At 53.9% G+C, this 18,431-nt stretch carries 18 protein-coding genes; 10 read left to right on the top strand and 8 right to left on the bottom strand.

The annotated features are described in order from the left end of the window. The first annotated feature begins 22 nt into the window (after positions 1-22). Positions 23-307, top strand: a complete 285-nt coding sequence (locus ACK4HN_RS06010; RefSeq protein WP_409869612.1) for a DUF3288 family protein — start codon at positions 23-25, stop codon at positions 305-307. Here the strand turns inward: ACK4HN_RS06010 and ACK4HN_RS06005 are convergent. Beyond that, positions 304-870, bottom strand: coding sequence for a J domain-containing protein (locus ACK4HN_RS06005; RefSeq protein WP_409877342.1), 567 nt, complete (start codon positions 868-870; stop codon positions 304-306). The two genes, ACK4HN_RS06010 and ACK4HN_RS06005, sit on opposite strands and share 4 nt — an antisense overlap. A gap of 90 nt (positions 871-960) precedes the next feature. Here ACK4HN_RS06005 and ACK4HN_RS06000 point away from each other — a divergent pair, with 90 nt between their 5' ends. Beyond that, positions 961-1,752, top strand: a complete 792-nt coding sequence (locus ACK4HN_RS06000) for a WecB/TagA/CpsF family glycosyltransferase (protein WP_409869616.1) — start codon at positions 961-963, stop codon at positions 1,750-1,752. On the opposite strand, the gene ACK4HN_RS05995 is transcribed toward ACK4HN_RS06000, so the two are convergent. Next, positions 1,720-2,967, bottom strand: a complete 1,248-nt coding sequence (locus tag ACK4HN_RS05995; protein ID WP_409869618.1) for a DUF697 domain-containing protein — start codon at positions 2,965-2,967, stop codon at positions 1,720-1,722. The two genes, ACK4HN_RS06000 and ACK4HN_RS05995, sit on opposite strands and share 33 nt — an antisense overlap. Positions 2,968-3,440: 473 nt before the next feature. Here ACK4HN_RS05995 and hisA point away from each other — a divergent pair, with 473 nt between their 5' ends. Beyond that, positions 3,441-4,214: a 1-(5-phosphoribosyl)-5-[(5-phosphoribosylamino)methylideneamino]imidazole-4-carboxamide isomerase gene (gene hisA, locus ACK4HN_RS05990; RefSeq protein WP_409877340.1), complete on the top strand. Its 774-nt coding sequence runs from the start codon at positions 3,441-3,443 to the stop codon at positions 4,212-4,214. A 37-nt stretch (positions 4,215-4,251) separates the two neighbouring features. Continuing rightward, positions 4,252-6,066 (top strand): ABC transporter ATP-binding protein, encoded by a 1,815-nt coding sequence (locus ACK4HN_RS05985; RefSeq protein WP_409877339.1) that lies wholly within the window; start codon positions 4,252-4,254, stop codon positions 6,064-6,066. Here the strand turns inward: ACK4HN_RS05985 and ppk1 are convergent. Then, positions 6,063-8,261 carry a polyphosphate kinase 1 gene (ppk1, locus tag ACK4HN_RS05980; RefSeq protein WP_409869629.1) on the bottom strand — a complete coding sequence of 733 codons (2,199 nt, stop codon included), beginning with the start codon at positions 8,259-8,261 and terminating at the stop codon, positions 6,063-6,065. The two genes, ACK4HN_RS05985 and ppk1, sit on opposite strands and share 4 nt — an antisense overlap. Before the next feature lie 132 nt (positions 8,262-8,393). Between ppk1 and lysS the strand changes: the two genes are divergently transcribed. The 3 genes from lysS to ACK4HN_RS05965 all read left to right on the top strand — a co-directional run bounded on the left by lysS (position 8,394) and on the right by ACK4HN_RS05965 (position 11,105). Next, positions 8,394-9,914, top strand: coding sequence for a lysine--tRNA ligase (lysS, locus tag ACK4HN_RS05975; protein ID WP_409869623.1), 1,521 nt, complete (start codon positions 8,394-8,396; stop codon positions 9,912-9,914). Between the two features lie 74 nt (positions 9,915-9,988). Next, positions 9,989-10,270, top strand: coding sequence for an ATP-dependent Clp protease adapter ClpS (gene clpS / locus ACK4HN_RS05970; RefSeq protein WP_298615240.1), 282 nt, complete (start codon positions 9,989-9,991; stop codon positions 10,268-10,270). Positions 10,271-10,298: 28 nt separating this feature from the next. Further along, positions 10,299-11,105 carry a CPBP family intramembrane glutamic endopeptidase gene (locus ACK4HN_RS05965; protein WP_409869626.1) on the top strand — a complete coding sequence of 269 codons (807 nt, stop codon included), beginning with the start codon at positions 10,299-10,301 and terminating at the stop codon, positions 11,103-11,105. Here the strand turns inward: ACK4HN_RS05965 and ACK4HN_RS05960 are convergent. The 5 genes from ACK4HN_RS05960 to ACK4HN_RS05940 form a co-directional block, all read right to left on the bottom strand. Then, positions 11,077-12,405, bottom strand: coding sequence for a 16S rRNA (cytosine(967)-C(5))-methyltransferase (locus tag ACK4HN_RS05960; RefSeq protein ID WP_409869627.1), 1,329 nt, complete (start codon positions 12,403-12,405; stop codon positions 11,077-11,079). The two genes, ACK4HN_RS05965 and ACK4HN_RS05960, sit on opposite strands and share 29 nt — an antisense overlap. Further along, on the bottom strand, positions 12,396-12,854 hold the full coding sequence (locus tag ACK4HN_RS05955) for a DUF3531 family protein (RefSeq protein ID WP_409851721.1): 459 nt from the start codon (positions 12,852-12,854) through the stop codon (positions 12,396-12,398). The genes ACK4HN_RS05960 and ACK4HN_RS05955 overlap by 10 nt, the downstream gene beginning before the upstream one ends. Continuing rightward, positions 12,851-13,411 carry a glutathione S-transferase family protein gene (locus tag ACK4HN_RS05950; RefSeq protein WP_409851719.1) on the bottom strand — a complete coding sequence of 187 codons (561 nt, stop codon included), beginning with the start codon at positions 13,409-13,411 and terminating at the stop codon, positions 12,851-12,853. The genes ACK4HN_RS05955 and ACK4HN_RS05950 overlap by 4 nt, the downstream gene beginning before the upstream one ends. 94 nt (positions 13,412-13,505) lie before the next feature. Continuing rightward, positions 13,506-14,174, bottom strand: a complete 669-nt coding sequence (gene bioD / locus ACK4HN_RS05945) for a dethiobiotin synthase (RefSeq protein ID WP_409877352.1) — start codon at positions 14,172-14,174, stop codon at positions 13,506-13,508. A 67-nt stretch (positions 14,175-14,241) separates the two neighbouring features. Then, on the bottom strand, positions 14,242-14,883 hold the full coding sequence (locus ACK4HN_RS05940) for an L-threonylcarbamoyladenylate synthase (RefSeq protein ID WP_409877338.1): 642 nt from the start codon (positions 14,881-14,883) through the stop codon (positions 14,242-14,244). Between the two features lie 181 nt (positions 14,884-15,064). On the opposite strand from ACK4HN_RS05940, the gene ACK4HN_RS05935 reads away from it, so the two are divergent. Genes ACK4HN_RS05935 through secF form a run of 3 tightly spaced genes read left to right on the top strand, consistent with a single transcriptional unit; the run spans position 15,065 to position 18,431 of the window. Then, the gene (locus ACK4HN_RS05935; protein WP_409869635.1) at positions 15,065-16,048 is read left to right on the top strand and encodes an alpha-ketoacid dehydrogenase subunit beta; all 984 of its coding nucleotides are present in this window, start codon (positions 15,065-15,067) and stop codon (positions 16,046-16,048) included. A 2-nt stretch (positions 16,049-16,050) separates the two neighbouring features. Continuing rightward, positions 16,051-17,481: a protein translocase subunit SecD gene (gene secD, locus ACK4HN_RS05930; protein WP_409869636.1), complete on the top strand. Its 1,431-nt coding sequence runs from the start codon at positions 16,051-16,053 to the stop codon at positions 17,479-17,481. Beyond that, entirely contained in the window at positions 17,478-18,431 is a 954-nt protein-coding gene (gene secF / locus ACK4HN_RS05925) for a protein translocase subunit SecF (protein WP_409869638.1), read from the top strand. The genes secD and secF overlap by 4 nt, the downstream gene beginning before the upstream one ends.

Genomic DNA, 18,431 nt, shown 5'->3' with positions numbered 1-18,431 from the left:
CAATGTTGAGTTGGAGGTTGAGATGACAAACCCCCAGAACCTACAACATCCCCGCGAAGCCCAAGATCGGTTAGTCCTCGAGCGTCTGCGGCAAGAGGGCATCAGTGATTACAACTTAGCGGAGTTGGGACGCCTGCTCATTCGCTACGATGGTTTCCCTGGCGCCGAAACCAATAAGAAGTTAATGGCAGAGCTGCTAGAAAAATGGCAACTCACCGAGGAAGAACTTTTTGAGCGTACCCGTGCCATTCACGCTCGCGGCGGTGTGTACAAGGTGGGCAGCGATAAACGGGAGGATTGGACTTAGATTTCTTTGCCGTAGAGGCGATCAAGGGTACGAAAGTCCTTTTCAGCTTCTTGCCAAAGAATGCGGTTGTCTGGATCGGCTTTCAGCGCTCGATGCAGGTATTCCCGTGCCGCTTGGGGCTGGCGATCGCGCATGAGTTGCCGTGCCCAGCACTGATAAGTGACGGCTTGCCACTGGCGTACTTCCGCATCTTGGGGCAGCCGACTGGCCAACCCTTCCACAAGGGATATGGCACGTTGATAGCAGCGATATTTGAGAAATTCTTGAAGTTGGCGATAGCTAGCGTGCTTCAGTGCAATTTCAAAGGCAGAGAGAGGCGGGGGTGGCTGCGGCGGGCGAGATTGGGGTTCTGATTTAACAGGAGTGGGACGAAAGGTGGGCAGTACTCGTACTAATTTCTCATAGGCCTGTTGGAGGAGAATAAACTTCTCATGGGCAGTGCGATCGCCGGGGTTGACATCGGGATGATAGCGTCGTGCTAAGCGTCGGTAGGCGGATTTGACTTGGGCTAAGGACGCCCCTTGTGGCAACTCCAGAATGCGATAGCACTCTTCTAAATTCATTCCCCAGGGCACAACATGACATCTGCTTTGCATTGTCGGAGGTTCACTTCGGTTCTGCAACCAATGTCCTACGCTGGAATCAGGTGAAACATGCGGAGTCACCCCAGCGTGGAGTCAGCGCATATTTTAGGGACACGGATTGATGTCACCACCTACCACCAAGCCGGTGATCTCATTGCTGAATGGATCAGTCAAGGTAAGGGAGGCTATGTGGTGGCGGCCAATGTTCATGTGGTAATGACGGGGGTGTGGCGATCGCCCTTCCGACGGGTGGTGAATGGTGCCCAACTGGTGACCTCTGACGGCATGCCCTTGGTGTGGGGCTTACGGCTCTTAGGCTTTCCTGAGGCGGAACGGGTCTATGGTCCTGATTTGATGCTGGTGTTGTGCGATCGCGCCCAGCGGGAAGGTTGGCGGATTTTCCTCTATGGCAGTGAACTCCTCGTCTTAGAGCGGCTGCAACGGAAGCTGCGAGAACGCTTTCCCAATATCCAGTTAGTGGGTGCCTATGCACCGCCTTTTCGTCCTTTGACCCCTGAGGAGGAAGCCAGCGATCGCCAACGCATCCTTGATAGTGGTGCTGATCTGGTTTTTGTCAGCCTTGGCTGTCCTAAACAGGAGGAGTGGATGGCTCGCCAACGTCCTTTCTTGCCAATTGTCTTAGTGGGTGTCGGCGCCGCCTTTAACTTTCACAGTGGGGTTGTGGCGCAAGCCCCTCGCTGGATGATGGCGATCGGCTTAGAGTGGCTCTTTCGGCTCTTTCAGGAACCCCGTCGCCTTTGGCAGCGCTATCTGATTAACAATCCTGCCTTTGTTGTGCTGTTTGCGGGTCAACTTCTGCGCCACTGGCTAGGCCGACGGCAGGCCAAGAGAGTCTCCTAGGGTTTGCAGGGGAGAGCGTCCCACCCGTTGCTGTGCCCACTGAAGGCTTTGCTGCAATCGAGTCACCAGGGGCAAGGATTTTGTTTGGGGAGCCGTCTCAAAGTAATGAATCAAACTTAATCCACTCAAGCGCAGCACATAGGCTGCCGTTGCCCCCTGTAAACAACTGCCGGCCAAGTAGGTAAGGGAATTGCCCTTGAGCCACTGCCCTAGGGATTGCGTGCCCAGTTCTACTGCCCCCAACTGTACCATTAGCTGCAATAGCTCCTTAGCAAGGGGTTCGGCATCGGCTAAGGGGAAGGAGCGTTGGTAGATTTGCCCTAAGTCCCACGTGAGGCGCACCAATAGTCCCCCGGCCATAACGAGATCCAGAAGCGGGAGAGGATTCACTGCCGTTGCCGCTGCTGCCAGCCATTGATAGCGCTCAATGATCGGGGTGGCTCGTTCTTGGCGATAGTGGTTGAGGGCGGCTTGCGCCTGTTGATGGAGCTGTTGGGCACGGCGATAGGTGCCGGCTAGGACGAGATTTGCTCGCTGTTGGGTGAGACAGTGCAGCACTGCAGAGGTGAGGGCTTGGGGATTGTGAGGTGTAAAGGGAATGAGTTGGTCTTGCCCAATCTGGAGTTGTTGCAGTTGCTGTTGTAAATGCACTGCCACGCGATCGCAAAGCGCGCCCTTCGGGCGATCGCTCTCCTGCACCATTTCTGGATACCACACCACCAGAACGTGATAATGGCTTGCCTGCAACACCCGCAGCATCTCAAATTCACTGGCGGTGAGGGCGCCCCTGACCGTCAAAAGTACCAAGTCTGCTTGGGGCACGGTGGCTAAGGTTTGCCGCTGAACCGTACAGCGCTCAAGGGGTAAGGTAGCAACGGCATCGTGCACCTGATTGAGAGCATAAGCTGACTGACCGAGGACACAGACCTCAACCGTTGGGCTATCTAACCGCCGTTGGAGTTGGCTGTGGGTTGATTGTAGAGAGGCTTGACGCTCTGGGGGAAGTTCCTGCAAAAGAGTATGAGTCTCTGCCAGTTGCTTTTCGAGCAATTGAGGATGCAGAGTAGGTGGCGAGGCTTTGACTTCCGTAGGAGCGGGCGATCGCCGCCAGTACCAATAGCCCAATCCCAGAGCGAGAATCAGGAGCCATGCCCACGGATGATCATTCACCCAGCCACTCAACAACAAAAGAATGATGGCGGCAGCAACAGCCATGTCCTTTACCCCAAGCAAGATCCTCTGTTTGTTAGCTTACCTTGACTAGTGAGCAGCACTCAAATTCCCAAGACCCGAGGAAGGGCAGGCTGAGTTTTCTGCCCCCTTTTCAAAAAGGCAAGCACCTCTGGACTTAAATATTCTCTGGATTGGGCATTATTCAAAAATAGCCTCTTGACTTGATTTGATTTGAGAGTTTTTGTTAGATTTAGAGGTGCTTGAAAATCTCTGAACCTATTCCCCAGAGCGGGATTGACAACTGAAGACGAAGCTAAACTAAAAATTTTACAGCCGCCAAAAAATCAAGTGGCTGAGGTGCTTGAAAACAGAGTGTGCTAAGCTAGTCCTAGAGGCACTTTCAGAGTGCCGCGGTGCTTCTACCTCTGATGCCGCAAGGCGTTGCGCACCCACAACGCATTGAGCACAGAGTTACCCTTAAATTTTCAACTTTTCAACAAGGATTTCTGACGCCAATGGATGTTATCCCCGCCATTGATTTACTGGACGGCAAATGTGTGCGCCTCGTGCAAGGGGACTATGGTAAGGTTAACGTTTTCCATGATGATCCCCTAAAAGTCGCCCTCTACTGGCAGCGGTTGGGTGCCCCCCGCCTGCATGTCGTTGACTTGGATGCTGCCAAAACAGGAGAACCGCGGAACTACGATCTCATTGCCAAGATTGTTGCCTCCCTTGAAATTCCTGTGCAGGTGGGAGGTGGCTTGCGATCGCGCCAAGCCGTTGCGGAACTCTTTCTCCAAGGCGTCAATCGTGCCATTTTGGGCACCGTGGCTCTTGAGGATCCAGAGCTAGTGGCCAGTTTAGCCGCAGACTATCCAGGACGCATTTGGGTAGGGCTGGATGCTCGCGATGGCTATGTGGCAACGCGGGGTTGGCTAGAAACCTCAACCATTTTGGCAACAGATCTGGCTCAAAAAATGGCCGCAATGGGGGTGGCGGGGTTTGTTTACACCGATATTCAGCGGGATGGCACCCTGCAAGGGCCGAATATTCCAGCCCTGCGGCAGTTATTGGCGGCAACCGATCGCCCAGTCATTGCGTCGGGGGGCGTGAGTTCCCTCACGGATATTCTCAGTCTCTTTGCCCTCAGTCCTCAAGGGTTAGCGGGGGCGATCGTCGGCAAGGCACTTTACACCAAGGCGGTGGATTTACGGGAAGCCGTTCGGGCGGTGGGGCTGGGGCGCTGGCAGGATATTCCGCCCGACTTGGGCAGCACGACTTGGGCATAACCGGCCTAAGATTAAAACGTTGTTACCTCTAAACGCAATGTTGAAGCACCCTGCACTGCGCTCCCTTGGCAAAATTTGGCGACTACTTGATCGGGGCGATCGCTGGCAGCTGTTGGGTATTTTTTTGCTGATGCTGATCACCAGTCTGTGGGAAGCGGTGGGGGTTGGTTTGATTTTTCCCTTTATTGCAGTGGTTGAAAAGCCGGCGCGCCTCAACCAACTCCTCTTCTGGCGAACTGCTCCCTTAACCCCTACCGAGGAATATCAATGGCTCCTTCTCCTCAGTATTGCTTTAGCCGCTCTGTTTATCTTCAAAAACCTGTTTATTGTTGCCAGCACCTACATTCAGCTAAAGTTTCTAAATGCCAAGGAATGCAAGTTTTCTGTCCTGCTTCTGCGCAGCTACCTGTTTAAGCCCTATACCTTTCACCTGCAACACAATACAGCAACACTTATCCAAAATGCTGCCCGTGAAACCAACAACGTTTTTAACCTATACCTGCTGCCCCTACTGATTGTTATTTCAGAACTCCTAGTTGTCTTTGCTATTTTTACGGTCATTTTTTTGAGTGCACCTCTGATTTCAACTGTGGTCATTGTCTTAACCGTTGTTCTTGCGTATCTCTTCTTTCGCTTCTTTCGTCATCGCTTGAAACAGGCGGGGCTACAGCGGGTTCAGTATGCCCAAAAGGTGGTTCAGAGTATTAACGAAGCCCTAGGGGGGATTAAAGAAACCAAGATTCTAGGCAGGGAGCAAGTTTTTCTAGACACCTATAGCGAAAACCTGCTGCGTGAAAAACGCACTTCGCTCTTCCAACAGATTGCTTTCCAACTGCCCCGCTCCTACTTTGAAACCATCGGGGTGATTCTGCTGATTCTCATCCTCATCTTTTCTCTCCTGCAGCGGGGAACAACTGCGCAGATTTTGCCCCTTGTTTCCCTCTTTGCTGCCGCCGCCTTTCGGTTGCTGCCCTCTGCGAACCGCCTCATGGCAAACCTTGGTAACCTGATCTTTTATGCTGCGTCGGTGGATGTGCTTTACCATGACCTATTGGAAGCGCGAACACTAGAGCCACCTCGGCTCTCGGCCGTTAGCCCAGAAAGGGGCGCTTTGTGGGATCGCCTCGAACTCATAGATGTTCACTATACGTATCCCAATGCACCAAGGCCCGCCCTCTGTGGAGTTTCCCTCACGATTAAACAGGGGGAGATGGTTGGCTTGGTGGGAGCCTCAGGAGCAGGGAAAACCACCCTTGTGGATCTGATCCTAGGACTATTAGAACCCTGTCAGGGGGATATTCGGGTAGATGGTGAGAGTATTTATACCAATCTTGCAAAGTGGCAGCGGCAGATTGGCTATATCCCGCAAACGATTTATCTTTCCGATGATACGCTGCGGCGCAATATTGCCTTTGGCCTACCCGAGGCGCAAATAGATGAGGCCGCCCTTTGGCGGGCTGTAGAGGCTGCCCAGTTGGCTGAGTTTGTTGCCGGATTACCGGCTGGCCTAAACACGGTTGTGGGGGAACGGGGGGTGCGCCTTTCGGGGGGACAGCGACAGCGGGTGGGGATTGCCCGTGCCCTTTATCACAATCCCTCAGTGCTAATTATGGATGAGGCTACGGCGGCGCTTGACAACCAAACGGAAGCGGGGGTGATGGATGCCATTCAAGCCCTCAGTGGGGAGAAAACGATTATTATGATTGCCCACCGCCTGAGCACCGTCATGGCGTGCGATCGCCTGTACTTCATGGCCCATGGCCAAGTGGTGGCCGTCGGGAGCTACGAGAAGCTGCTGCAAACCAGTCCAGACTTCCGAGCCATGGCTCAGGGATATGCCAAAGCGAATTAGTGGCTTGCTTGTACTTCCTTGAGGGTACGCGCCATTAAAAGGCTGTGGGTGCCGCGTTCCGGTTCTCCGGGGGCGGGCTGCCGTTGGCGGTAGGTACCATCGGGTTGCAGCTCCCACGCCTGGCGATTATCTGCCAACATAATCTCCAGCAGCTCTTTAAGTTCCAGTTGAATGGCTGGGTCTTGAATAGGGGTAATGGCTTCAACACGGCGGTCGAGGTTGCGCGATCGCCAGTCAGCACTGCCAATGTAGTATTCGGGCTGACCATTATTGCCAAAGTAGAAAATCCGTGAGTGCTCCAAAAAGCGGCCAATGATACTAATTACTCGAATGCGATCGCTCACCCCCGGCACGCCGGGTCGCAGACAACACATACCGCGAATAATCAAATCAATTTCCACCCCTGCTTGGGAAGCCTCATAGAGGGCACGAATCACTTGGGTATCTGTAATCGCATTCATCTTGGCAATAATTCGCCCCGGTTGGCCATTGCGGGCGTGCTCAATCTCGCGGTAAATGAGTTGAAGTGTGCGATCGCGCATGGTGACCGGGGCAACGAGGAGCTGGCGATACTCCCGTTGGCGGGAATAGCCCGTGAGCACATTGAAGAGTTCTGAGAGATCGGCTCCCAATTCCTCACGGCAGGAAAACAACCCCAAGTCCTCATAGAGGCTAGCCGTTTTGGGATTGTAATTGCCCGTGCCAATGTGGACATAGCGGCGAATTTGTCCCGCCTCTTGGCGCACAACCAACACCGTTTTCGTATGGGTCTTCAGACCCGGCACGCCATAGACTACGTGGACGCCAACTTTCTCCAGCTTCCGCGCCCAGAGGATATTGTTCTCCTCATCAAAGCGTGCCTTCAGCTCCACCAAAACAGCCACTTGCTTGCCATTTTCCGCTGCCTTGATTAGGGCATTGACAATCGGTGAGTCGCCTGATGTGCGATAGAGCGTCATCTTAATTGCCAGCACCTGGGGATCATGGGCAGCCAAGGTAATAAAGCGCTGTACCGTTGCGGCAAAGGAATGGTAGGGATGGTGAACAAGGATATCTCCCTCGCGAATCAGACTAAAGAGTTCGTTCGCAACCGCTTCCCAATAGTCCGTGCCGAGGGTGGTCATTTCGCTGGTGGTATCAAACATGGATTCCCGTTCCTCGACCTGCTGGAAACGGGGAGGAACTTGAGGGTGCCACTCCGCATCCTTGAACTGGGGCAAGGGCAAGGCCATAAAGGCAAACAAATCATTCAAACACAACAGGCCATCAAGTTCATACACATCAATCTCCTCGAGATCCATTTCCTCCATGAGGGTTTGCTTGAGAAGTAAGGGAATGCCCCGCTGCACCTCTAGACGCACCACGGAGCCAAAGCGCCGCTTGCGAATTTCCTGCTCAATGGCAATCAGTAAGTCATCAGCCTTGTCCGTTTCCAGTTCAAGGTCAGCACTACGGGTAATGCGAAAGGCAAAGTAGGCCTGAATCTCCATCCCCGGAAAAAGGGTATTGAGGTTGTGGGCAATAATTTCCTCGAGGGGGACGCCAACCCAATGGGCACCTTGGGGAGAATGCAAGTGGGGGGGCAGGGCAATAAAGCGCGGAAACTGATTCGGTACCTTCACCCGTGCCAGTCGCTCTTGCCCAGAGTCTGGGTCACGGATGAGCACTGCGAGATTCAAACTTAGACTAGAAATGTAGGGAAAGGGATGGGCAGGATCAACTGCTAAGGGGGTGAGCACTGGAAAAACTTGGGCTTGGAAGTAGTCGTTGAGGTAGGCCTGCTGCTCGGGGGTCAACTCATCAAAACGGGTGAGGAAAATCGCTTCCTTAGCCAAGAGGGCACGCAGTTCTTGGTCGAAATAGCGGTGTTGCTCGGTAACAATCGGTAGCAGATATTGCCGCACTGCTTGTAATTGCTCTGCTGGAGGCATGCCATCGGCTCCCCCTTGAACAATGCCACTTTCCACTTGCTGCTTTAGACCGGCCACCCGCACCATGAAAAATTCATCTAAGTTGGAACTGAAAATGGCCATAAATTTGAGCCGCTCTAGTAGGGGGGTGCGGGGGTCATAGGCTTCATGGAGTACCCGCTTATTAAATTCCAGCCAACTTAAAGAGCGATTGAAGTAGTACTGTGGATTGTCAAGATCAATCGATTCAGGAGCTTTACGGCGAGGGGACTTCGCAGAAGGCATAGCCGTTTGTTCTTGGTCGTTGGTCACACTAGCTTCCACTGTACTCGATTCCCCTTTTGCAGCGTTGGTACCGCTTCCAGAGCGTACAATGAGAAGGTTAAGGTTTGCTAATCGGGGAGAGTTTCTACCAATATGGCTGACGTGGGGGCAACGGGAGCCGAAATTCGGGCAACACGGATTGAAAAAGCAAAAACATTGCAAGCACAGGGAATGAACCCCTATGCCTATCGTTGGGAACGCACCCATACGGCGGCAGTTCTACAGGAAAAATATGCCCACTTGGCCGCTGGCGAAGCGGTGGGCGATCGCGTGAGTGTGGCCGGTCGAATCATGGCGCGGCGAATTTTTGGTAAGCTCGCTTTTTTCACGCTGCAGGATGACAGCGGTACGATTCAGCTTTACCTCGATAAGCAAACCATTACTCAGGGGATGGGGGAAGCCGCCTTTGCCGATTTGAAGCACCTTACGGATGTCGGTGATATTCTTGGCGCTGTGGGTACCCTCAAGCGCACGGAAAAAGGCGAACTCTCGGTGGTGGTGGAATCCTACACCATGCTCACGAAGTCATTGCTGCCCCTACCCGACAAGTGGCACGGCCTCACGGATGTGGAAAAACGCTATCGTCAGCGCTATGTGGATCTCATCGTTAACCCCCACGTACGCGATACGTTCCGTAAGCGAGCGCTGATCACCGCCGCCATTCGCCGCTACCTCAATGATCAGGGCTTTATTGAAATTGAAACGCCGGTGTTACAGGCGGAAGCTGGGGGAGCCGAGGCGCGTCCTTTTATTACCTACCACAACACACTGGAGATGCAGCTTTATTTGCGTATTGCCACAGAACTGCACTTGAAGCGCTTGATTGTCGGTGGTTTTGAGAAGGTCTATGAACTGGGGCGCATCTTTCGCAATGAGGGCATCTCAACCAAACACAACCCCGAATTTACGTCCATTGAGGTCTATCAGGCCTACGCCGACTACAACGATATGATGGCGCTGACGGAGGCAATCATTACCACAGTGGCAATGGAGGTACTGGGTAGGCTCAAGATTACCTATCAAGGGGAAACGATTGATCTGACGCCCCCATGGCGACGGGTAACCATGCACGATGCGGTGGCAGAGGTCACTGGGATTGATTTTCGCCAAGTTAACGATTTGACAGCCGCAAAGACAGCAGCCCAAAAAGCAGGGGTAAAAGACCTAGACGCCTGTGACACGATTGGCCGGGTTCTCAACGAAGTCTTTGAGCAAACCGTTGAACCCACATTGATTCAACCCACATTTGTTCTCGACTATCCTGTGGAGATTTCCCCCTTGGCCAAGCGCCACCGCAGCCAACCGGGACTAGTCGAGCGATTTGAATTATTTATCGTCGGTCGCGAACACGCCAATAGTTTTTCGGAGTTAACGGATCCCTTGGATCAACGCCAACGCCTAGAGGAACAGGCGCGGCGCAAGGCGGCTGGCGATTTGGAAGCCCACAGTATTGATGAAGACTTTCTTACAGCTTTGGAATATGGAATGCCGCCCACAGGAGGCTTGGGGATTGGTATTGACCGCTTGGTGATGCTGCTGACGGATTCGCCCAGTATTCGGGATGTCATTGCTTTCCCGCTATTGCGTCCTGAATCGACAAGTGGTCAAGTTTGATCGGTTTGCTAAAATCTTAAGCATATTTCTTGAATTCTTTACTCAGCTTTCACTGAATGGAGGCATGGCCGACAATGTCAGTGCAAACCATTGAAAAACCAGCAACCGTTCGCAAGTTGGCGCCTCGCTATCGTGTGCTCCTTCACAATGACAACGTCAATTCCATGGAGTATGTGGTGGAGGTATTGCTAAAAACAGTGCCAAGTCTCACCCAGCCCCAAGCCGTGGATATCATGATGGAGGCGCACACGACGGGGGTAGCCTTGGTCATTACCTGTGCCCTTGAGCACGCTGAATTCTATTGTGAAGGCCTGAAAATGGCAGGGCTGACAAGCACCATTGAACCCGCTGAATAGGCCACCTTTTTCACAGTTTTGGCGGCAGATGATTCGCCGCCCCTTTTGGCTTCGCATCTTTAGTTTTGTCCTGACGCTGGTGCTGCTGTGGCTACCCATCGGCCTAAGTATCTATTTTCTCTGGGGAGAGGGTGGTGCCGCTAGCTTTGTCAATATGGGGCTGTTGTACCTGATCTTTATTCTCTTGCTGCGAGTCTGGGGGCGGCGGGTTCATCAACAGCGATCGCCCTTAGCATTTTACGGCCTGAAAGGGGGCCGGGCTTTTGGTGGTGATGCCCTGCTGGGCTGGCTGGCAGGTGTATTTTTGGTTGCATTGCTATTTCTCATCGAAGCACTCTTGGGTTGGGTGACGTGGCAGGGGCTACCCGATCGCTTTGGTCTGCTGCTGTTGAATGGCGTCCTAACCGGTGTCGCTGTGGGCTTTGCGGAGGAATTGCTGTTTCGCGGCTGGTTATTGCAGGAGCTGGAGCTAGAGTACCAACCGTGGTTTGCCTTGGTGCTCAATGGCCTGATCTTTGCTGCGTTGCACTATCTGCATCCCTTGGAGGTTATTTTGGCCACATGGCCGCAGTTTTTTGGCTTGGCGCTCTTGGGCTGGATTCTCGGATTAAGTAAATGGGTCTTTGGGGGGCGCTTAGGGTTTCCCATGGGACTTCATGGCGGGCTGGTCTGGGCCTACTTTGGTGTGAATGCAGGCAAGTTAGTGAGTTATACGGGGGTAGCCCCTGAGTGGCTGACGGGCATCAATGGTAATCCGATCGCTGGCCTAATGGGCGTCGGGATTTTAATTTTGGTGGCTTTGGGGCTTAGCTATCGCGTCGCAACCGCACCATAAAAAAGCCATCCATATCATCCCGTTGCGGCCAGATGGTGATCCAGCCTGCGGGTGCCGCTTTTAGGGGAAAGTCAGGAGGGGGCGCTTCTATGTGCCACTGAGGATGGTGAGCCAGAAAGTGTTGAATTTGCCTCTCATTTTCGGCAGGTTCTAGGCTACAGGTGGCATAAACCAGCACACCCTGGGGTTTCACCCAGCGCGAGACATTGGCTAAGAGTTGAGCCTGGAGGGGGAGGAGTTTGGCCAAGCGCGTTTTCAGGGGTTGCCAGCGGGCATCGGCATGGCGGTGCAGGGTACCGGTGCCAGAACAGGGCACATCCAAAAGCACGCGATCGCCCACTTCCACAAAGTCCTCAGCCGTTGCACTATCAAGGGTGTAAATTTCAATACTCCTCAGGCCGAGGCGATCGCGATTTTGCGCTAGCTGCCGCAGGCGACTAGGGGTGCGATCGCAGGCAATGACGCGGCCTTGATCGGCCATCAACTCAGCAATATGAGTGGTTTTACCCCCCGGCGCGGCACAGGCATCAATCACCACTTCACCAGGCTGCGGATCTAGCAGATGACTGACCCATTGCGCCGCCCGATCCTGAACCGACCAGTGCCCTTCAGTGTAGCGGGGAAGTTCCGACATAGCTTGGCCACAGTGGGGCAGAACCAGTCCTTGGGGCAAATGGGGAATGGGTTGCAACCTATAGCCTGCTGTCTCAAAATCCGCAATCAGTTGATCAGCGCTTGTCCGCAGGGGATTGAGACGCAGATCGAGGCGGGGAGTTCGATTAAACCACTGACAGAGGGCAGTGCATTCCTCTTGTCCTAAACGCTCCAGCCAAGCGCAAACCAGCTCATCGGGAAAGCTATAGCGACACCCCAGTTGAGAGACCAAGGGCCGATGGGCAATGAAAGCCTCGAGGGGATCAGTGGTAGAGCGGGTGTAACGGCGTAAGACCCCATTCACCAATTTGGCAAAGCCGCCTAAGCCCATCTCTTTCACCAGTTCAACACTGCTGTGGACTGCGGCATGGGGGGGAACGCGATCCAGATAGCGCAGTTGGTAGAGACCAAGGCGCAGCACAAGTTGCACCCTCAGGGGCGGCAGTTGCTGACAAAACCCCTGAATCAGGGTATCTAGGGTGCGCTGTTGGCGAATCGTCCCATAGACCAGCTCAGTCACTAGGGCGCGATCGCCCGCCTGCAGAGAGTGCCGCTGTAAGACTTGGTGGAGCGCCACATCAGCATAAGCGCCCTTGGCCACCCGCTCTAAGATCTCAAGAGCAAGACGCCGCGCAGTTAGTTCCACGCCGATTGTTCTATCATTTCCCGCTGTTCACTGGTGGCGATCGGCCATTCGGGGTTATCACCGCCAATGACAAGAGTTTTCAAGGGCACATAGTCCTCACTAAATTGATTGAGGGCATTAATCAGGACATCCAAGGCCAAAGCGTCACTGGTGCCTAGGTCAAACCAGCAGCGTGCCCAGCGATCGTTGTATTCGAACTCGCCCATATTATGCATCACGGCCATCATCGAACTGTCCGCTTGGGCGTGATCGTACTCTAGGTAACTGAGGTCTAAGCCTGTTTCTTGGACTTGGAGATTCTCAGCATTAAAGCCCCCCAACTTCCCCAGAAAAAACCACGAGTTAAAGACTTCCTCAAGGTACTGCTGCTCGATCGAAGAAGGCGGTGCCGCAAATTCCACCCAAATCCATACGTCAAAGGGATTCACTTCGCGAAAGATAATATTCATGCCCCAGCCCCCAGTAAACCCTTCTGGAATGCAGGCCGTTGTTGCAAGCGTGCCACATAGTCCGCCACCGCAGGGTAGGGACTTAAATCCACCTGAAAGAGCATCTGGAGATAGGCCAGCACTGAACCAAGGGCAACATCAGCAACGGAAAAGTCATTGCCCAGAATGAAGGATTGCCCCGTGAGGGCTGTCTCAATGCCCTTGAGCAGTCGAGGAAGCTGGCGATCGCGATTTTCAGGCGGAAACATCGCCTGTGTCAGGGTGGAATTAGCAAAGAGCACCCACTGATACACTTGGGCAGCCGCCGCCGCATCCTTGGGCAATTTATCGTGCACTTGAGCCAGATAGAGCAAAATCGCCCCCGATTCCCACAGCACCACATCACCATCCACGATCACGGGCACTTTACCCATGGGGTTGAGTTTGAGAAAGTCAGGCTGATGTTGCTCTCCCGCTTGTAGATCCATCAGCACAAATTCATAGGGAATACCCAATTCTTCTAGATACCAGCGCACAATACTGGCGCGGGATTTGGCACCGCCATAGAGCTTCAGCATAGGTCAGTTGCAGCGATCGGTGTGTCAATTCCATCTAAATCACTTTTATTATGCGCTTTGATCGGCTTCAAAATGATTGCTTGCTTCACTGTCCTCAACGCCAAAGCAGTTCCAGCGGCCATTCGGCTATCATTTGCGCCAACTGCTCATTGGAGTGTTGCCCCCAAGGCAGTACCCCCAGCACAGGCACTTGGGTGAAACGGCTGAGAAATTCTGACGGTGTCCACTGCGCAATATCCGTGTCGCTACAGAGGGTGACACAGTTGAGAATCAGACCGCGAATCTCCAGCTTGGACTGCCGCGCAAGGGCAATATTGGCCACAATTTGGGCGATCGCCCCCAAGCGCACCGTTGCCACCAAGACGATGGGCAGCTTCCAAGCCGCTGCCAGATCGGCCACCGTCCACTCCCAAGTAATGGGCGACCCCAGCCCCCCAATCCCTTCAACTAAAAGATAATCGAACCGTTCCTGAAGCTGCCGATAAGTCTGCCACACCGGCCCTAAGTCAATCGGGCGCTGCTCCAGCTCGGCTGCAATGGGCGGCGCAAGGGGGGCTGCAAAACTCAAGGGACACACTTCGGCGGCGGTTTGTTCAAGAGGCAGCGTTTGGCAGTAGTAGTCCCCATCTCCGATTTCGACCGCCGTACCGCTTTGCAGGGGTTTGAAAATGCCCCAGCGTTCTTGGGGGCGATAGCGACGGGCATAAGACCACAGCGCCCGCGTGATCCTTGTTTTGCCCACGGCGGTATCCACCCCTGTAATTAGGAGAGACCGGCAGTGCTGAGAAATGGTGATTCCCCCCTCATGCGAAAAGGCTCAATCATTATATCTATTTCATTAAATGGGACGGCAAAATAATATTGGGCAATATGGGTCGCAAATCGTCCACAGACACAGGGCCAAAGTTCATGATGGTGGGATATTCAAGGGTAAAGTCCACAAGGGTTCCCCTGCGCCCATACAGACAGCGCCCCCCATCCACAATCAGGGGCACGTGCTCACCGTAGTATTTCTGGGCATCTTCAAAGGTGACAATGAGTTCGGTGCCTACTTTCACCGTGGCTGCCACCAGAAAGAAGGGAAGAGCGCCCACCAGATCGTAAATAAAGCGATCTGGACAAGCTAAATAGACGCAATCAAACCCCTGCATAATCTGGGGGTCGAGATGGGGTTTGCCCTTCACAATCATGGTGACGGGGTAGGGAAAGTGGGCCAGCATTGTTTTTGCCTCTGGGGAGAGGCTTGCCACTTCCGCCGCGCGATCGCCCCGTGTGAGAATGGCAAGCGGTTGCTCGGTGCTAAAGTTCTTGAGAGCGCGCAGGTTCGCGATCGCCCCCGGACTTGTGCCGTTGACAACAAAGCTATAGACTGTGGCCATTGGCAGAATGATGACCTGATCCTGCGCTAGGTGGGCTTGAATGGTTGGAAAACTGCGGGTATCGGCGGGCAGCGATCGTGCCAAGGTGGCCATGTTAAAGACTCCAAGAACGACAGCAGGGCATTTTTCCGTTGATCTGTAGTCTATAGCGAGGAGGTCGTAGGGGAAGTTGAAAAAAGATTGCATTTAATAATGAGTCTGATAAGTGTGATCGCAAGCAGTGCAGTTTCAACTACCCTAGGAAATAGTCCTTAATAGCATATGCCGCGCAACCATGGCCGAAACTTTCATGTTTAATGCCCTGCGGGCTGCCATTGACGAAGAAATGGAGCGTGATCCCACCGTATTTGTGCTAGGGGAAGATGTGGGACATTATGGCGGCTCCTACAAGGTGACCAAAGACCTCTACAAAAAGTACGGTGAACTGCGCCTGTTGGATACCCCCATTGCCGAAAACAGCTTTACAGGCATGGCGATTGGGGCAGCAATGACCGGCTTGCGTCCGATTGTTGAGGGCATGAACATGGGCTTTTTGCTCTTGGCCTTCAACCAAATTGCCAACAACGCTGGCATGCTGCGCTATACCTCTGGGGGCAATTTCAAAATCCCGCTTGTGATTCGCGGTCCGGGGGGTGTCGGGCGGCAATTGGGGGCAGAGCACTCCCAGCGCTTGGAGGCCTACTTCCAAGCAGTCCCCGGCTTAAAAATTGTGGCCTGCTCCACCCCCTACAACGCCAAAGGCTTGCTCAAATCAGCGATTCGTGATCCCAATCCCGTGCTGTTTTTTGAGCATGTGCTTCTCTACAACCTCAAGGAAGACCTCCCCGAAGAGGAATACTTACTGCCGTTAGATAAGGCTGAGATTGTCCGCAGTGGTGAGGATGTTACCATTCTGACCTACTCACGGATGCGCCACCATGTGCTGCAAGCGGTGAAAACCCTCGAAAAAGAGGGCTATGACCCGGAAGTGATTGACCTGATTTCCCTGAAGCCTTTGGACTTTGAGACAATTGGTGCCTCAATTCGCAAAACCCACCGCGTGGTGATTGTCGAAGAGTGCATGAAGACAGGGGGCATTGGTGCTGAACTCTGCGCCTCAATTATGGAGCGCTACTTTGATGAGCTGGATGCGCCGGTGATCCGCCTCTCCTCCCAAGATATTCCCACGCCCTACAACGGCACCCTAGAGAATCTCACCATTGTCCAACCGCCCCAAATCGTAGCGGCCGTGCAGAAGCTGGTGCAAGGACAGGTTTAACCATGGGGAAATATCGCGGCTGGCTGATTGCCATTTTGGTCTTGCTGATGGCCGCCACATGGGTCATTGTGCGCACACCGACTCGGCTGGGGTTAGATCTGCGGGGGGGTGCCCAACTGACGCTGCAAGTGCAAACAACAGATAAAGTGCCGCAGATTACCCCCCAAGTGCTGGCAGCCGTTCAAGGGGTGGTGCAACGGCGGATTGATGGTCTAGGGGTTGCCGAAGCAGTGGTGCAAACCGCCGGGGATGACAAGCTCTTGGTGCAATTGCCGGGGGTAACAGATCCGCAGCAGGCAGAGCGGATTCTCAAGGGAACAGCACAACTGCTCTTTGCTGCCCAGAAGCCTGGTACAGAGGCGCAACTGCAAATTGAGCGGCAGCTTCAGTCGCAACTGCTCTTGGAACAGGCTCAACTCTTGGCGGAGCAGGCGCAGAATGTCAACAATCCTGAGGCGCTAAAGGAGATTGAGCCAAAGCTAGCCAAAAACCGTGACTCCTTGAAAAAGAGCCAGCAGGCGATCGCCAGCCTATTTGAACCCTCGGATTTAACCGGCGCCATGCTGCGGGAAGCCTTTGCCAGCCCCATCGCCCCGGGCTCCCCCAACTGGAGCGTGATTGTGCGCTTCGATAGCCAAGGGGCGGAGCTATTTGCAAAACTGACCAAAGCGATTGCAGGCACTGGGCGCAGCCTCGGCATTTTCCTTGACGATCGCCTGATTAGTGCGCCAACGGTGTCCGTGGAATATGCGGAAACGGGGATTGTGGGCGGCAGTGCCGAAATTTCCGGGGGCTTCAATGCCCAGAGCGCCAATGATTTGGCGATTCAGTTGCAAGGGGGGGCGCTGCCGGTGCCCCTCGAGGTGGTGGAAAACCGCACGGTGGGCGCTTCCTTGGGGCAAGATAGCATCCGCGATAGCCTCTATGCCGGTGTGGCGGGCTTGGGGTTGGTGCTGATCTTTATGGTGGCCTACTACCGCCTGCCGGGACTAATTGCTGATCTTGCCCTAATCCTCTACGCCATCTTTACCTATGCGGCCTTTCTGCTGTTTGGGGTGACGCTGACGCTGCCGGGGATTGCGGGTTTTATTCTCAGTATTGGTATGGCGGTGGATGCCAATGTGCTGATTTTTGAGCGCACCCGCGAGGAGTTGCGGGCAGGCAAAACCCTCTACCGTGCTGTTGAATCGGGGTTTGATCGCGCCTTTGCCAGTATTCTCGATAGCAATGTCACCACCTTGATTGCCTGTGCGGCTCTCTTTGCCTTGGGAACAGGGTTTGTGCGCGGTTTTGCCGTGACCTTAGCCATTGGTATTGGCATTAGTATGTTTACGGCCCTCACCTGTAGTCGCACCTTCCTGTTTTACGCCATTAGCATTCCCAGTCTGCGTAAGCCGAATTGGTTCTGTCCGAAACTGGAGAGCTTTCGATGAGCTTTAGTGTCAATCGCCAGCGATCGCTCTGGTGGGGGGTATCCCTCGTGGTCATTCTCAGTGGCCTTGTGGCGATGGTTCTCTCTTTGGCGTCCCTAGGCAGTCCTCTGCGCTTGGGCTTGGATTTTATTGGTGGCACGCGGCTGCAATTGGAACTGGCCTGTAGCGCTACGCAGACCTGTTCTCAGCCCATTGATATTGATGCCGTGCGTCAAGTGCTCAACCAACAGGGATTGGGCAACAGCAGTCTGCAAATCATTGATCAGTACGGGGTAAGTATTCGCACAGTGCCCCTTGATGTCGATCAGCGCACCCGCCTCAGGGATGCCCTCACGCAGAAAATTGGTGACTTTGACCCCCAGAAAACGCAGATTGAGACTGTTGGCCCTACCCTTGGCGAAGAAATCCTGCGATCGGGACTGCTGGCCCTATTGGTCTCGTTTATTGGCATTACAATTTATCTGACGCTGCGCTTCCAGTTTGACTATGCCTGTTTTGCCCTGGTCGCTCTTGTCCATGATGTGCTGGTGACCACGGGGGTCTTTGCCATTTTGGGACTGGTGGCCGGCGTGGAGATTGACAGTCTCTTTATTGTGGCGCTGCTCACAATCATTGGCTTTTCGGTGAACGATACGGTGGTCATCTACGATCGCGTGCGGGAGACCCTGAAGCTCAACCCTGACCTTGGCATTAAAGAGGTGGTGGATCAGGCGGTTGTGCAAACCCTTGGCCGCTCGATAAATACCACCCTAACGACGCTCCTGCCCCTGATGACGATCTTCATCTTTGGTGGTGATACGCTGCGCTACTTTGCCCTTGCCCTGATCATTGGTTTCACGACGGGCGCCTATTCCAGTATTTTTATTGCCAGTACTCTCCTTGCTTGGTGGCGCGATCGCCAGCCGCCTCGTCCCGCAACGAATACACTGGAGACAACGCCTGCGCCCTAA

The organism is Thermosynechococcus sp., from assembly GCF_046299655.1.
GTDB lineage: Bacteria > Cyanobacteriota > Cyanobacteriia > Thermosynechococcales > Thermosynechococcaceae > Thermosynechococcus.
This window is presented reverse-complemented; position numbering and strand designations above follow the sequence as displayed.